The organism is Mycolicibacterium celeriflavum (assembly GCF_010731795.1).
In the GTDB taxonomy this organism is placed as follows: Bacteria; Actinomycetota; Actinomycetes; order Mycobacteriales; family Mycobacteriaceae; genus Mycobacterium; species Mycobacterium celeriflavum.
Genome location: NZ_AP022591.1, coordinates 1,956,065 through 1,970,732 on the forward strand (window position 1 = coordinate 1,956,065; position 14,668 = coordinate 1,970,732).

General features: G+C 66.6%; 13 protein-coding genes. 8 read left to right on the plus strand and 5 right to left on the minus strand.

The window, feature by feature from the left end:
- The first annotated feature begins 6 nt into the window (after window positions 1-6).
- The 3 genes from nuoL to nuoN are packed head-to-tail and all read left to right on the plus strand — an operon-like array spanning window position 7 to window position 5,023.
- Window positions 7-1,887, plus strand: coding sequence for an NADH-quinone oxidoreductase subunit L (gene nuoL / locus G6N18_RS09605; RefSeq protein WP_083006352.1), 1,881 nt, complete (start codon window positions 7-9; stop codon window positions 1,885-1,887).
- Window positions 1,881-3,449, plus strand: a complete 1,569-nt coding sequence (locus G6N18_RS09610) for an NADH-quinone oxidoreductase subunit M (RefSeq protein ID WP_083006354.1) — start codon at window positions 1,881-1,883, stop codon at window positions 3,447-3,449. Before nuoL ends, G6N18_RS09610 begins: the two co-directional genes overlap by 7 nt.
- Window positions 3,446-5,023, plus strand: a complete 1,578-nt coding sequence (gene nuoN, locus G6N18_RS09615) for an NADH-quinone oxidoreductase subunit NuoN (protein WP_067220066.1) — start codon at window positions 3,446-3,448, stop codon at window positions 5,021-5,023. The genes G6N18_RS09610 and nuoN overlap by 4 nt, the downstream gene beginning before the upstream one ends.
- Here nuoN and G6N18_RS09620 read toward each other — a convergent pair.
- Both G6N18_RS09620 and G6N18_RS09625 read right to left on the minus strand, forming a co-directional pair.
- Window positions 5,020-5,625 (minus strand): TetR/AcrR family transcriptional regulator, encoded by a 606-nt coding sequence (locus tag G6N18_RS09620; protein WP_083006356.1) that lies wholly within the window; start codon window positions 5,623-5,625, stop codon window positions 5,020-5,022. The two genes, nuoN and G6N18_RS09620, sit on opposite strands and share 4 nt — an antisense overlap.
- A complete protein-coding gene (locus G6N18_RS09625; RefSeq protein WP_083006358.1) occupies window positions 5,622-7,079 on the minus strand; it encodes an FAD-dependent oxidoreductase in 1,458 nt (485 codons plus the stop codon). The genes G6N18_RS09620 and G6N18_RS09625 overlap by 4 nt, the downstream gene beginning before the upstream one ends.
- A 326-nt stretch (window positions 7,080-7,405) precedes the next feature.
- On the opposite strand from G6N18_RS09625, the gene G6N18_RS09630 reads away from it, so the two are divergent.
- Both G6N18_RS09630 and G6N18_RS09635 read left to right on the plus strand, forming a co-directional pair.
- On the plus strand, window positions 7,406-8,830 hold the full coding sequence (locus G6N18_RS09630; protein WP_083006361.1) for an RNA-guided endonuclease TnpB family protein: 1,425 nt from the start codon (window positions 7,406-7,408) through the stop codon (window positions 8,828-8,830).
- Window positions 8,831-8,900: 70 nt separating this feature from the next.
- The gene (locus G6N18_RS09635) at window positions 8,901-9,674 is read left to right on the plus strand and encodes an enoyl-CoA hydratase (RefSeq protein WP_083006363.1); all 774 of its coding nucleotides are present in this window, start codon (window positions 8,901-8,903) and stop codon (window positions 9,672-9,674) included.
- A 153-nt stretch (window positions 9,675-9,827) separates the two neighbouring features.
- On the opposite strand, the gene G6N18_RS09640 is transcribed toward G6N18_RS09635, so the two are convergent.
- Window positions 9,828-10,511 (minus strand): PIG-L deacetylase family protein, encoded by a 684-nt coding sequence (locus G6N18_RS09640; protein WP_083006364.1) that lies wholly within the window; start codon window positions 10,509-10,511, stop codon window positions 9,828-9,830.
- Window positions 10,508-11,110 (minus strand): TetR/AcrR family transcriptional regulator, encoded by a 603-nt coding sequence (locus tag G6N18_RS09645; protein WP_067220052.1) that lies wholly within the window; start codon window positions 11,108-11,110, stop codon window positions 10,508-10,510. The genes G6N18_RS09640 and G6N18_RS09645 overlap by 4 nt, the downstream gene beginning before the upstream one ends.
- 44 nt (window positions 11,111-11,154) lie before the next feature.
- Between G6N18_RS09645 and G6N18_RS09650 the strand changes: the two genes are divergently transcribed.
- A complete protein-coding gene (locus G6N18_RS09650) occupies window positions 11,155-12,288 on the plus strand; it encodes a phosphotransferase family protein (protein WP_083006366.1) in 1,134 nt (377 codons plus the stop codon).
- Window positions 12,288-13,400 carry an Rv3169 family protein gene (locus G6N18_RS09655; RefSeq protein WP_083006368.1) on the plus strand — a complete coding sequence of 371 codons (1,113 nt, stop codon included), beginning with the start codon at window positions 12,288-12,290 and terminating at the stop codon, window positions 13,398-13,400. The genes G6N18_RS09650 and G6N18_RS09655 overlap by 1 nt, the downstream gene beginning before the upstream one ends.
- Before the next feature lie 35 nt (window positions 13,401-13,435).
- Here the strand turns inward: G6N18_RS09655 and G6N18_RS09660 are convergent, their stop codons facing one another.
- On the minus strand, window positions 13,436-13,807 hold the full coding sequence (locus G6N18_RS09660; protein ID WP_234783633.1) for a DUF4345 family protein: 372 nt from the start codon (window positions 13,805-13,807) through the stop codon (window positions 13,436-13,438).
- Window positions 13,808-13,840: 33 nt separating this feature from the next.
- On the opposite strand from G6N18_RS09660, the gene G6N18_RS09665 reads away from it, so the two are divergent.
- Entirely contained in the window at window positions 13,841-14,629 is a 789-nt protein-coding gene (locus G6N18_RS09665) for a helix-turn-helix domain-containing protein (RefSeq protein WP_083006370.1), read from the plus strand.
- Window positions 14,630-14,668 lie beyond the last annotated feature (39 nt).

Consider the following 14,668-nt stretch of genomic DNA (forward strand, 5'->3'; position numbering starts at 1 on the left):
GGGGCGATGACGATTCCTGTTTGGCTGACCATCGCGCTGCCGCTGGCCGGTGCCGCAATCCTGCTGCTGGGCGGACGCCGCACCGACACCTGGGGCCACCTGCTGGGCTCTGCCGCCGCGATCGCCTCCTTCGTCGTCGGCGTCGTGTTGTTCACCGACATGCTGGGCCGCGACGCCGAGCACCGCACGGTTCACGAGGTGCTGTTCTCCTGGGTGCCGGTCGGCGGGCTGCAGGTCGACTTCGGCATGCAACTCGACCAGCTGTCCATGTGCTTCGTGCTGCTGATCACCGGCGTCGGCTCGCTCATCCACATCTACTCCATCGGGTATATGGCCGACGATCCCGGGCGACGCCGCTTCTTTGGGTACCTCAACCTGTTCCTGTCGGCGATGCTGCTGCTGGTGCTCGCCGACAACTACCTCGGGCTCTACATCGGCTGGGAGGGCGTCGGTTTGGCGTCCTATCTGTTGATCGGCTTCTGGGCCCACAAACCGTCGGCGGCCACGGCGGCCAAGAAGGCATTCGTCGTCAACCGCGTCGGCGACATGGGCCTGGCCATTGCGATGATGGTGATGTTCGCCTACATCGGGTCGATCTCGTATGCCGGCGTGTTCGCCGCCGCCCCCGCAGCCGGCGAAGGGGTGCTCACCGCGATCGGGCTGCTGCTGTTGCTGGCCGCGTGCGGGAAGTCGGCGCAGGTGCCGCTGCAGTCGTGGCTGGGCGACGCCATGGAGGGTCCGACGCCGGTGTCGGCGCTCATCCACGCCGCCACCATGGTGACCGCGGGCGTCTACCTGATCGTGCGCTCAGGCCCGGTGTTCGACCTCGCGCCGAACGCACAGTTGGGTGTGGTGATCGTCGGGACGGTCACCCTGCTGTTCGGCGCGATCATCGGCTGCGCGAAAGACGACATCAAGAAAGCCCTTGCGGCGTCGACGATGTCGCAGATCGGTTACATGGTGCTGGCGGCGGGGCTCGGCCCGATCGGCTACGCATTCGCGATCATGCACCTGCTGACCCACGGCTTCTTCAAGGCCGGTTTGTTCCTGGGCGCCGGATCGGTGATGCACGCGATGAACGACGAGGTCGACATGCGCCGCTACGGCGGCCTGCGTAAGGCGCTGCCGATCACCTTCGCCACGTTCGGCCTCGGCTACCTCGCGATCATCGGAGTGCCGCCGCTGGCCGGCTTCTTCTCCAAGGACGGCATCATCGAAGCGGCGTTGGGTGCCGGCGGTGTCAAGGGTTTCATCCTCGGCGGCGCGGCGATCCTGGGCGCCGGCATCACCGCGTTCTACATGACCAGGGTGATGCTGATGACATTCTTCGGGGAAAAGCGTTGGGCACCAGATACGCATCCGCACGAGGCACCGGCAGTGATGACGTGGCCGATGATCCTGCTGGCCATCGGATCCGTCGGCTCCGGCGCGGCGTTCGCGATCGGCGGCACGCTCGAGCATTGGCTGGAGCCGGTGGTCGGCGCGCATGAGATTCACCACGTCGCGCCAGTGTGGGTGGTGACGACGGTGATCCTGGCGGTCGTCGCAATCGGCATCGCCATTGCCTACCGGATGTATGCCGCCAAGCCTGTGCCCGAACGGGTCCCGGCCGGATCGGCGCTCACCGTCGCGGCCCGCAGAGATCTGTACGGGGACGCATTCAACGAACATGCGCTGATGCGGCCCGGTCAGCTGCTGACCCGAGGGCTCGTCGAGATCGACGACGAGGCGGTCGACGGCGCCGCCAGCGGGCTCGCCGGTCTGGTCAGCCGCGTGTCCGACGGGTTGCGCCGGTTGCAGACCGGTTACGCCCGCTCCTATGCGCTCTCGATGCTCGGAGGTGCGGTTCTGATGGTCGCGGCGATGCTGGCGGTGCAGCTGTGGTGAACAACTTCCCGTGGCTGACCGTGCTGTGGGCGACCCCGACCGTCGGCGCTGCGCTGGTGATCCTGCTGCCGGCCGCGCAGCGGGTACTGGCCAAGTGGTTCGCGTTGGCCGTCTCGATCGCGGTGCTGGCGATCACCGCACTGCTCGCGGTGCGGTTCCAACCGGGCGGTGAGCAGTATCAGTTCGTCGAATCGCACCGGTGGATCCCGTCTTTCGGCACCGGCTACATCCTCGGCGTCGACGGCATCGCGATGGCGATCGTGGTGCTCACCGCGGTGCTGGTGCCGCTGCTGATCATCGCCGGATGGAACGACGCAGACACCCGCACGGGCCTGCGGGGACGGTCGGTACAGACCTATCTCGCGTTGACGCTGGCCGTCGAGGGCATGGTGCTGATGTCGCTGGTCTCACTCGACATCCTGCTGTTCTACGTGTTCTTCGAAGCGATGCTGATCCCGATGTACTTCCTCATCGGCGGATTCGGCGGCGAGAACCGGTCCAAAGCCGCGGTGAAATTCCTGCTGTACAACCTGTTCGGCGGCCTGATCATGCTGGCCGCGGTGATCGGACTGTACGTGGTCACCGGCGCGAGCGACGCCTTCGCTGCCGGCACATTCGACTTCCGCGAGATCGTGGCCGCTGTATCCAGCGGCGAGTTCGTCGTCAACCCCGCCGTGATGAACGTGCTGTTCCTCGGCTTCATGTTCGCGTTCGCGGTCAAGGCGCCGCTGTGGCCGTTTCACCGCTGGCTGCCCGACGCCGCGGTCGAGGCGACGCCGGCCAGCGCGGTGCTGATGATGGCGGTCATGGACAAGGTCGGCACGTTCGGGATGCTGCGCTACTGCCTGCAGTTGTTCCCCGACGCGTCAACGTATTTCCAGCCGCTGGTGGTGACGCTGGCGGTGATCGGAATCGTCTACGGCGCGATCCTCGCGATCGGGCAGACCGACGTCATGCGGTTGATCGCCTACACGTCGATCTCCCACTTCGGATTCATCATCCTGGGCATCTTCGTGATGACCAGCCAGGGCCAGTCCGGCTCGACGCTGTACATGGTCAACCACGGTCTGTCGACGGCGGCCCTGTTCCTGATCGCGGGATTCCTGGTGTCACGCAGGGGAACTCGTTTGATCAACGACTACGGAGGCGTGCAGAAGGTGGCGCCGGTGATGGCCGGCACCTTCCTGTTCGCCGGGCTGGCGACGCTGTCACTTCCGGGCCTGGCGCCGTTCATCAGCGAATTCCTGGTGCTCATCGGCACGTTCACCCGCTTCCCGGTGCTCGCGGTGTTCGCGTCGACCGCACTGGTGCTGTCGGCCATCTACATCCTGTGGATGTACCAGCGGATGATGACGGGACCGGTCACCGACGGCAACGCCCGGGTGCGCGACCTGGTGCCGCGCGAACTCGTCGTCGTCACACCGCTGATCGCCTTGCTGCTCGTGTTGGGGGTGTATCCGAAACCCGCACTCGACGTCATCAATCCCGCGGTCGACCACACCTTGACCACGATCGACCAGCCTGACCCTGCACCCAGACTCGCGGAAGGGCCGACACCATGACCCTCACTCCGCCGACCGTCGAATACGGCCTGTTGTCCCCGATGTTGATCATCTTCGGGGTCGCGATCGCCGGGGTCCTCGTCGAAGCGTTCCTGCCGCGGCAACGCCGCTACGCCAGCCAACTGCTGCTCTGCTTCGGCGGCCTGGCGGCGGCCCTGGTGGCCGTGGTGATGCTCGCGCGCGACCTGCACGGCGCCGTCGGCCGTTCGGCGGTGATGGGCGCGGTCGTCGTCGACGCTCCCGCGCTGTTCCTGCAGGGCACGATCCTGCTCGTCGGCGTGCTGGGCGTTCTGCTGATCGCCGAACGGCAGGTCGGCGCGAACGTCGACGCGGACGGCGGCACACGCGGCCTGGACGGCTTCACGCCCCAGGCATCCGCGGTGCCCGGCAGCGTCGCCGAGCAGTTGGCCACCAAGGCCGGCGTCATCCAGACCGAGGTCTTCCCGCTGACGATGTTCGCGGTCGGCGGCATGTTGTTGTTCCCCGCCGCCGACGACCTCTTGACGATGTTCATCGCCCTCGAAGTGCTGTCGTTGCCCCTGTACCTGCTGTGCGGGCTGGCGCGCAAGCGTCGCCTGCTGTCGCAAGAGGCGGCGTTGAAATACTTTCTGCTGGGCGCCTTCTCGTCGGCGTTCTTCCTCTACGGCGTCGCGATGCTGTACGGGTATGCGGGGACACTGAACCTGGACGGCATCGCCGAGGCCGTCGCCGCGGGATCGGGTAAGACCTCGCTGGCGTTGATCGGCACGGGACTGCTGCTGGTCGGCGTGCTGTTCAAGGTCGGCGCGGTGCCCTTCCACTCCTGGATCCCCGACGTGTATCAAGGGGCGCCGACCCCGATCACGGCGTTCATGGCGGCTGCGACGAAGATCGCCGCGTTCGGCGCGATGCTGCGGGTGTTCTACGTTGCGCTCCCCGGACTTCGCGACGACTGGCTTCCGGTGCTGTGGGCGATCGCCATCCTCACGATGGTGATCGCCACCGTGGCCGCGGTGACCCAGGCGGACGTCAAGCGGATGTTGGCCTATTCCGCGGTGTCGCATACCGGTTTCATGCTCACCGGGTTGATCGGTGGAAGCGAGGCGGGGCTATCGTCAACACTGTTCTATCTTTTCGCGTACGGGTTCAGCACCGTCGGGGCGTTCGCGGTCGTCGGCCTGGTCCGTGACGCGGCCGGCGAGGAGGACACCGCCATGGCCCGGTGGGCGGGTCTGGGCCGGCGGTATCCCGTTGTCGGAATTGTCTTTTCCCTGTTCTTACTCGCTTTCGCGGGCATTCCGCTGACCAGCGGCTTCGTCAGCAAGTTCGCGGTCTTCAAGGCCGCGGGCGAGGGCGGCGCGATCGCGTTGGTGGTCGTCGGCGTCGTCGCGAGCGCGATCGCCGCATACTTCTACGTGCGGGTCATCGTGTTGATGTTCTTCACCGAGCCGCCCGATGACGCGCCGACGGTGGTAGTGCCAAGCCTGTTGAGCACGACGGTCGTCACCGCGACGGCGGCGGTCACGTTCGCGCTCGGCGCGCTGCCGCAGCCACTGCTGGATCTGGCGAACAACGCGAACCAGTTCCTGCGTTAGCTGGCGGGGAGCAGACCGACCTGACGGTAGGCGGCTTCCAGGTAGCGTCGCATCTGCCTCTCGGTCGGCGGATTCGGTTGCAACACCCGGTATGTCACGGCGCCGGCCAGCATGTCGACGAGAACGTCGAGATCGGCGTCCTCGGCGACGGCGCCGTCCCGCTGAGCACGTTCCAGCATGGCGATGGTGAGGTTGCGGCGCGGCGTGATGTACCGGTCCCAATACGTCTGCATCAACTGCGGATGCGTCACCGCAGAGCCGTAGATCTGCGCCACCAGCGCCCGGAACCGAGGGTCGGTCGCGGTCCGCGCCGCGCCGGCGATGTTGCGTCGGACGAAGACCGCAGGAGGTGTCGCCGCAATCTCCTCCGGGGTCGGCCACTGCACATCGGTGCTCACGTGCGCCTCGATCGCGTCGGCGACAAGTGGTTCCTTGCCTGACCATCGCCGGTAGACGGTCGGCTTGCCGACGCCGGCACGTTTGGCCACCTGCTCGATGCTCATACCGGCGATTCCGTGTTCGATGAACATCTCGAGTGCCGCCGCCACGATCGCGGCGTCGAGCTCCTGGCTCCGCGGCCGGCCGCGGCTCGGTGCGGTCATCGCACGGTCCCTGTCGTGAGCGCACGAGTCAGCCACTGGCGCAATGCTTTCTGTCGGCGGCCGCGCCACGCGAGATGGCCGTCGGGTCGGACGAGCAACGCGTCACCGTCGATGCGTCGGTCGATCAACGAAATGCTGTCAGCACCGAGGTGATTGATCGCGATCGCGGTGAGGTCATCATCGGCCCCCAGAAGCCCCCACCGCCCGTGCAATTCGGCGCCGGACACCCCGGGCACCCGGTCGCCCGGGCGCAGCCCCCGGCACGGCAGCGATCGGCGCGCCAACGGTCCGTGACGGTACGTCACCCACAACTGCGACGTCCGGTACGTCACCCAACGTTGCAAAGCTGGCAGGTTCATCACCGGAACCACCACGCGGTCGCGGATCAATCGACCGATTCTGCTCTGCGCCACATTCACTTTGGTCACCGCGCTGGTGCCGCGCAACACTTCGGTGGCAAGCGGACGGCGTTCGGCTTCATACGTGTTCAGCAGCTTCTCGTCGGCGCGACCGGCGGTGACGAGCGCGAGTTTCCATGCGAGGTTCTCGGCGTCACCGAGGCCGGTCAGCATTCCCTGACCGCCGAAAGGTGCATGAGTGTGCGCGGCGTCGCCGGCGATCAGCACCCGACCACGCCGGTATGTCGTTGCCAGCCGGCGATGCACGGTGAACATCGACAACCACTCGGACTCTTCTATGGGAGCCGAGCGGCCGGTGCGCTCCGGGATGATGCGCTCCAACCGCGCGAGAATCTCTTGCTGTGTGGGTTTTTTCGGTTGCGCATCCGGATCGTAGGCGATGATGCGCCACAGCCCACCGGGCATCGGCATCGCTCCGATCATCCCGTCCTGGTGTATCCAACCGGTGGTGCCCGACCGATCGAGGTCCCAGCCGATACGCAGGTCGGCGAGCAGGAAACGTTCGGTGAGCCGGACTCCGGGGAAGTCGATGCCGGCCGCACTCCGCGCGACGCTGGCTGCACCGTCGCAGCCGATCAACCAGCGGGCCCCGATGGTGTCCCCGGTATCAGTGACCGCCGTGACCGCATCCGGCTCCTGGCGCACGTCGGCCAAGGCTGTGCCCCAGTGGATTTCGCCGCCGAGCGCAGCGAGCCGGTCCCGCAGCGCACCCTCGACGGCGGCCTGGGAAATCACCATCGGCGGTGCCGCGGTATGCATGCCGGGGTCGCCGAACCGGATGCGCATGATCGGCTTGTCACCAAGATACGTCAGGATGCTCATCGCCCGCACCGACCGCTCGGGCAGATCACCGAGTGCGCCGAGGCGGTCCAGTACTTCGGACCCGCGAGCGTGCAGGAAGTTCGCCCGCGACGTGGTGGCCGGTGCGACCGCTTTGTCGATCACCTGAACACGGACACCTTGTAACAGCAGGCCGCAGGCCACGGCCAAACCGGTGGGCCCTGCCCCCACCACGAGGACGTCGGGATCATTCATCGCTGCATTTCCTTTACGCTTCCGTTTCGTAATTGAATGTAGTCGCTCGGACGGCCGAACGCTAGATCCTGTCGAACAACTAGCTGCACAGCATGGCGTCGAGGTATTCGCGCCACCGGTGCCGCGGGGCAGGTCCGCCCGCCCATGCGATGCGTCGGGACAAGGAAGCGGACGGTGCGCTTCCACGCGGTGTCTGTCGGACAGATCGGAGCGGTATCGTCGGCGCCGCTGACCTGGTTTCGGGTCACATGACTATTGACAGTGATGGCGCCGACAGTCTGCGCCGGCCAGGGCGCTGTCGGTGTCTCATGAGACGCTGATCTTTGATGGCGCGGCACACCACATTCCGGTTCTGTCTCGATCCGACGGTCGAGCAGTGTGCGGTGCTGGCCCGGCACGCCGGAGCCTCGCGGTTCGCGTTCAACCAGTGCTTGCAGATCGTGAAAACCACGCTGACACAGCGTCGCACCGATCCGGGCGTGGAGGTGCCGTGGACCGGTTTTGACCTGATCAATGCGTTCAACGCGTGGAAGAAGAGCGAGGCTGCCGGCCGAGTCTTCGCCGTCGATGCCCACGGCGGCGTCGAGGTGGCGGTGACAGGCCTGTCCTGGCGGCGTGAGGTCTGTCAGCAGGTGTTCGAGGAAGCTGCCGTCGACCTGGGCAACGGCCTCAAAGCGTGGTCGGATTCGCGCTCGGGCAAGCGATCGGGCCGCCGTGTCGGCTTCCCCCGTTTCAAGAAGAAGACCGGCGCTAGCGCCTCGCTTCGGTTGCGCAACAAGCATTCCAAGGGTAAACCGCCGGCGATCCGTGTCGGCGATGGCAACCGGCCTCGGTCGGTCACACTGCCCGGCATCGGTCTTATCTCGGTGCATGACGACACCCGCGATCTGCGGCGGATGATCGCCAAAGATCGGGCGAAAATCTTGTTCGCCACGATCAGCTATCGCGGCGGCCGGTGGTGGTGTGCGTTGAATGTCGAGGCCGCCGACTTGCACCCACGCCAGCAGCACCCGACTCGCGCCGACGACGCCGACGGTTGGGTGGGTGTGGACCGCGGCCTATCGACGTTCCTGGTCGCCGCCACCAGCGACGGCACCGAAGTCGCCCGCATCCGCGATGCGCCCAAAGCGCTGGCTGCTGGGCTCAAACAGCAGCGACGGCTAGCCAAGTCGTTGTCCCGCAAGCAGAAAGGATCACACCACCGCAAGCATGCCGCCGCCCGGCTGGGCAGGCATCATCACCGTGTCGCCAACATTCGACGCCATTTCCTGCACCAGGTATCAGGCGAGCTGGTCAAGACCCACGACCGGCTCGTCATCGAAGATCTCAACGTGGCGGGCATGCTGGCCAACCATCGGCTGGCTCGGGCGATCTCGGACGCGGGCTGGTCGGAGTTTGCCCGCCTGCTGCGCTACAAGCAGGCGTGGCGCGGCGGCGAGGTCATGGAAGCCGACCGCTGGTATCCCTCGACTCGCCTGTGTCCCCAATGCGGGGCGGTCAAGAATGACATGACGCTGGCCGATCGGGTGTTCACCTGCGGTTGCGGGTATTGCGCCGACCGGGACACCAACGCTGCGACGAATCTGGCCCGCTGGGGCCACAGCCATGACCTTCATCGATCCCCGGACCCCCAAGCAGGAGGCCGGGCCACCAATGCCCGCCGACGGGACGGCTCTGGCCAACACTCTTATGTTGGTGAAACCAGCCCGAAAGACGCGGGAACCGACGTTCACACCTCGCCCGCGGCCTGAACCGAAGACGCCCGAGAAGGGCGGTGCCGAACACTCACCAGAGTTGTTCGACACGCTTTAGATTCGGTGCATGACCGATGCCCTTGTCCTCGTCGTCGATCACGGCCCGGTGCGGGTCCTGACCCTCAACCGGCCCGAGGCGCAAAACGCGTTGAGTCGCGGCCTGATCAAGGCCGCATATACCGCGTTGACCGAGGCCGACGCCGACGAGTCCGTCGGCGCGGTGGTGCTCACCGGTGCAGACCCTGCCTTCTGCGCCGGCGTGGACCTCAAGGAGGCGCAGCGCGACGGCCTGAGCTATTTCGAGGAGTTCCGCTCCCAGAGCTGCATCGCCGCGACCGGCAACATGCGCACGCCGATCATCGGGGCGATCAACGGCGCGACGTTCACGGGAGGTCTGGAGATGGCGCTCGGCTGCGACTTCCTCGTGGCCTCCGAGCGCGCCGTGTTCGCCGACACCCACGCCCGGGTCGGCATTCTGCCCGGCGGCGGCATGACTGCCCGCCTCCCCCAGGTGGTCGGGCTCGCGATGGCCCGCCGACTCTCGATGACCGGCGAGGTTATCGACGCGGCCCGCGCCGAACACATCGGGCTGGTGACCGAGGTTGTCGCGCATGACCGGTTGCTCGACCGCGCGGTCGAACTGGCCATGCAGATCGCCGAGGTGCCCGGACCGGTCATGCTCGGCCTGAAGGAGATCTATACGACCGGGGCGGCCGCGGTGATCGATCCGGCGTTGGCCGCCGAGCAGAGAATCGCGTTCGCACAGCATCGCGATTTCGAGGGGCTGGGCGATCAGTTCCGCGCAGTGTCAGAGCGCAACAAGCGCCAGATCGACCGCTGAATCCCTTTGCGCGAGCGGGCGTGTTTGCTGCGCAACACGCCGCCCAACTTCGACGGTCGCGCACGCTCATGGGCTCTCGAGCGTGCACAAAGTGCTGCCCCGGCGCGGCGTGTCGTGTACAAACACGCACGCTCGCGCTATAGGGGGCTGGCGCTAGTGGTTACGCATCAGGACGAACTCGACGGTGCGGCCGCCGAACTCGCCGCGCGGGGGCGTCGACATCTCCACTTGTTTGCGGGCCTGCGCTGCGACAGGCGTATCCGGGTCGAGCACCGACAGGTAGACCTGGTGCTCGGAGAGCGACGCGACCGCGCGCTCGAAGCAGCCGTCGTCGACAGCCTCGACGTGGGTGCCGCCGGGGCCGTTCTGGAACAGCCAGCGCGGCGGGTCGGGCAGGCTGTCATACGCGTCGAGGACCGCGGTCGCGAACTCGATGTGATCGCGCTGGTTCGGCGCGCCCGGCGCCCACTCGGGACCGCCGTAGATGCTGATCACCAGGTCCGGGTCGAACTCGGTGATCGCGTCGACGACCTTCGCGCGCAGCTCGGCGGTGTTGCGGATCTCGCTGTCGGGAAAGTCCCAGAACCTGACATCGTCCACACCGACGATGGCCGCCGACCGCAGCTGCTCCTGCTCGCGCACCGGACCGGCCTGTTCGGGCGCCATCCCGGCGATGCCGGCCTCGCCGCGGCTGGCGAACACGTAGTGGATGGTCTTGCCCTCGGCGGTCCACTTCGCCACTGCCGCGGCGCATCCGTACTCGGGGTCGTCGGGGTGCGGGACCATCACGAGCGCGGTGCGCCAATCGGTTGGAAACGCCTCGGGCACGCCTGTCATGTCACCACACCGTGGACCACTATTGCGGCGGTCTGCTCGACCCAGTCGTCGCCGAGCGGCTCGCCGGGCCGCAGCAGCATCCGCAGCAACGTCGCGCCGCCGATCACCTCCACCAACCGGTCCGGGTCGACATCGGGATGAACCTCGCGTCGCTGCACCGCGTCGGTCAACCGGTTGCGCACCGCCACGAACACCCCGGTGAACCGGTCCATCACCCGGTCGTTGAGATCGGCGTCGGCGGCCATGTCGGAGATCAGGCCGGGCAACGCCGCGCGCACCACTGGGCTGGAGAACACGTCGCGGGCGGCCGCGAGCATCGCGCGGATGTCGGCGGCGATGTCGCCCGGCGGTGTGTCGATCGCGGTCGGCGCGGCCGGAAACGCGGCTTCGTGGACGAGTTCGGCCTTGCTGGACCACCGTCGATACAGGGCGGTCTTGGTGGTGCCCGCCCGTTCGGCCACCGCGGCGATCGTGAGGTTCGAATAGCCGATTTCGGCAAGCAGATCCGCAGTGGCCTGCAGTATGGCAGCGTCAATACGCGGATCCCGGGGTCTCCCGGCGCCCGAGGTCTTGTCAACCGATGACGCGTCTGATTTCATATCGCTACTTACCGTATCGTAATTCTCGGTCGAAGGAAGAACTTGTGGCTAGTGAACCGGCTGTCGAGGACGTCAACCGCCTCGAGCATTCGAGTCGCGATCTGAGCACCCTCCCAGGTGTGATGTCGCGGTGGCTCTCGACGGTGCTGCCAGGCGGAGCGGCGCCGGAGATCACCGTGGAAAGCGGCGTCGACGCCAACGGGATGTCGTCGGAAACGATCATCCTGACCGGACGCTGGACCGCCGACGGTCAGGCACAGGAACAGAAGTGGGTGGCCCGGGTGGCGCCCACGGCCGAGGACGTCCCGGTGTTCTCGTCCTACCGGATGGACCACCAGTTCGACGTGATCCGGTTGGTTCAGGAGAAGACCGATGTTCCGGTGCCGCAGGTGCGGTGGCTGGAGAACAGCGGCGACGTGCTCGGTACGCCGTTCTTCCTGATGGACTACGTCGAGGGCCGGGTGCCGCCCGATGTCATGCCGTACACCTTCGGCGGTAACTGGTTCGCCGACTCCCCGGCCGAACGGCAGCGGGAACTTCAGGACAACACCGTCGGCGTGATCGCCGAACTGCACTCAATCCCGCAACCGGAGACCACCTTCGGATTCCTCGACGACGGAAGCGACCGCAATGCGTTGCGGCGCAACCTGAACTGGCTCAAGGACTGGTATCAGTTCGCCGTCCCGGACATCGGACGCTCGTCGCTGATCGAGCGTGCCCTCCAGTGGCTCGAGGCAAACTGGCCTGCCGACGTCGCGGCGAGCGACCCGGTCCTGGTGTGGGGCGACTCGCGGGTCGGAAACGTGCTGTACTCGGATTACCGACCGGTGGCCGTACTCGACTGGGAGATGGCCACCCTCGGGCCGCGCGAGATGGATGCGGCCTGGATGATCTTCGCGCACAACGTTTTCCAAGAATTGGCGGGCCTCGCGGGGCTGCCCGGGCTGCCCGACTTCATGCGCGAGGACGACGTCAAGTCCACCTACGCCGCGCTGACCGGCGTCGAACTCGGCGACCTGCACTGGTTCTACGTCTACTCCGGCGTGATCTGGGCGTGCGTGTTCATGCGCACCAGCGCTCGGCGGGTGCGCTTCGGCGAGATCGAACGGCCCGACGACGTCGAATCGCTGTTCTACCACGGCTCACTACTCAAACGACTGATCGGAGAGGATGCCTGATGCTCGGGCCCACCGACGAATTCCCCATCCACCAGCTTCCGCAACCGATTGCCTGGCCCGGGTCGTCCGACCGGAACTTCTACGACCGCTCGTACTTCAACGCCCACGACCGCACCGGCGACATCTTTCTGGTCACCGGCATCGGCTACTACCCCAACCTGGGCGTCAAGGACGCATTCGTCCTGGTGCGACGGGGCGACGTACAGACCGCGGTGCACCTCTCCGACGGCATCGACTCCGACCGGCTCAACCAGCATGTGCTCGGCTACCGCGTCGAGGTGAACGAACCGCTGCACAAGCTGCGGATCGTCTGTGAGGAGACCGAGGGCATTGCCGTCGACCTCACCTGGGACGGCCTCTTCGACGCGGTGCAGGAACAGCGTCACGTGCTGCGCACCGGAACCCGAATCACGTTGGACGCTCAGCGTTTTGCACAGGTCGGGTCGTGGAGCGGCGTCATCGCGGTCGACGGTGAAGAAATCAAAGTCGACCCGTCGGTGTGGATCGGCAGCCGCGACCGGTCGTGGGGCATCCGCCCTATCGGCGAGCCCGAACCCGCCGGCAGGCCGGCGCATCCGCCGTTCGAGGGGATGTGGTGGCTGTACGTGCCGATGGCGTTCGACGACTACGGGATCGTGCTGATCATCCAGGAGGAGCCGAACGGCTTCCGCAGCCTCAACGACTGCACGCGGATCTGGCGCGACGGCCGCGTCCAACAACTCGGCTGGCCGCGCGTCAAGATCCACTACACCTCGGGCACGCGAATCCCCTACGGCGCGACCATCGAAGCGACCACACCGGACGGCTCGCCCGTGGTGTTCGAGGTCGAGTCGAAGCTGGCGGTCCCCATTCACATCGGCGGCGGGTACGGCGGCGACTCGGACTGGCTGCACGGCATGTGGAAGGGCGACAAGTTCACCGAACGCCTCACCTACGACATGACCGATCCGGCGGTAAACGGCCGTGCCATGTTCGGGGTCATCGATCACGTCGGCCGTGCGGTGTGCCGGGAGGGCGGTCGATCCGCCGAGGGTTGGGGTTTGTTCGAGCATGGTGCGCTCGGCCGGCATGACCCGTCGGGATTCAAGGACTGGCTCACGGTCGCCGACTGAGCTTTCTCGGTGCGCTGCTGATCGCCAGGCGATTGCTAGCGCACCGAAACCACCCATAGCGCCGCCGCGGCGATCGCCTCCACCAGAAGGTAGAACCAGTTCGGGTAGAACGACGTTCGCTGATCGACGACGGCCGACACCACGCGGCCGAACGCCATTCCGGCCAGCGCGGCAGCGACCGTGAGCACCACGCCCGTCCGCAGAGCGCCTCCCTCGACGGTCGCGTACGCCAGCACGCCGGCCATAGCCAAACCGAATCCCCCGTACACGGCACGCACTTCCGATCGCGATGCGGCGCCGCCGAGCGTGGTGCCGAACGGCCGCACGAGCGCGTCGGGCGCGGCCAACGCGTAAATACCCATACCCGCGAAAAACACCGCGATCACCGCCACTACGACGTGTGCCAAGGTAGCCTCCTGTCGACCGACCAGGAGTCCAGCATGACCGCACGCGGGGCTGAAGCGCTTCCACAAACCTGCTGTCCGTCGGTCTGGCTGTGGCCCGGCCAAGCGTTGTACGCCGGCCCGAGCCTCAAACTCGCCCCGCATTCCGGATCGGTGTGGTGCCTGGCGGTCGGTATCGGTGGACCGCTCACCGTCGCGGTCCGCCACGCGAATCGGGTCGAGGCGGGCAGTGTCCTGATACCGCCACGGATGACTCACCAGTTGATCTGCCACGGCCAGGGCCTGGTCTCGTGTTACCTCGAGCCGACGACGAGCCGCGCCGAAAGCTGCCACGCCAAGATGGGCGAATGGCATGGCGCACTCGGTACTGGTCATGTCGACGAGGAACGGCTGCAGTTCACCCCCGCCGACGACACCGAGGCGTCACGCTGGCTGGCGCTGGCCGCACCCGCCGTAGACAAACGGATCGATCCACGAATCATCAATGCTGTCAACCGAATTCGTGAGGGTCCAGCCGCGTCGATCCCGTCGCGGGCACTGGCCGCCGAGGCGGGTCTGTCAGAGTCGCGGTTCCTTCACCTGTTCCGCGACGAGTTGGGCACCACCGTGCGCCGCTACCGGCTGTGGACTCGGTTGATGGAGGCCTGCAACGCCATTGCCGAGGGTAAGAGCCTGACCGACGCGGCGATGCGCACCGGCTTCGCCAGCCCCTCGCATCTGTCCGACCGCTTCAAGTCGACGTTCGGATTGTCCGCGTCACAGTTGCTGGCGACCGGAGTGGTCGTCCGCGTCCCGGACCAAACCCGGCGAGCAGACGCAAATTGACCCGAAATGCCGGTCAAAATGGGCACTTTGCGGCTGCTC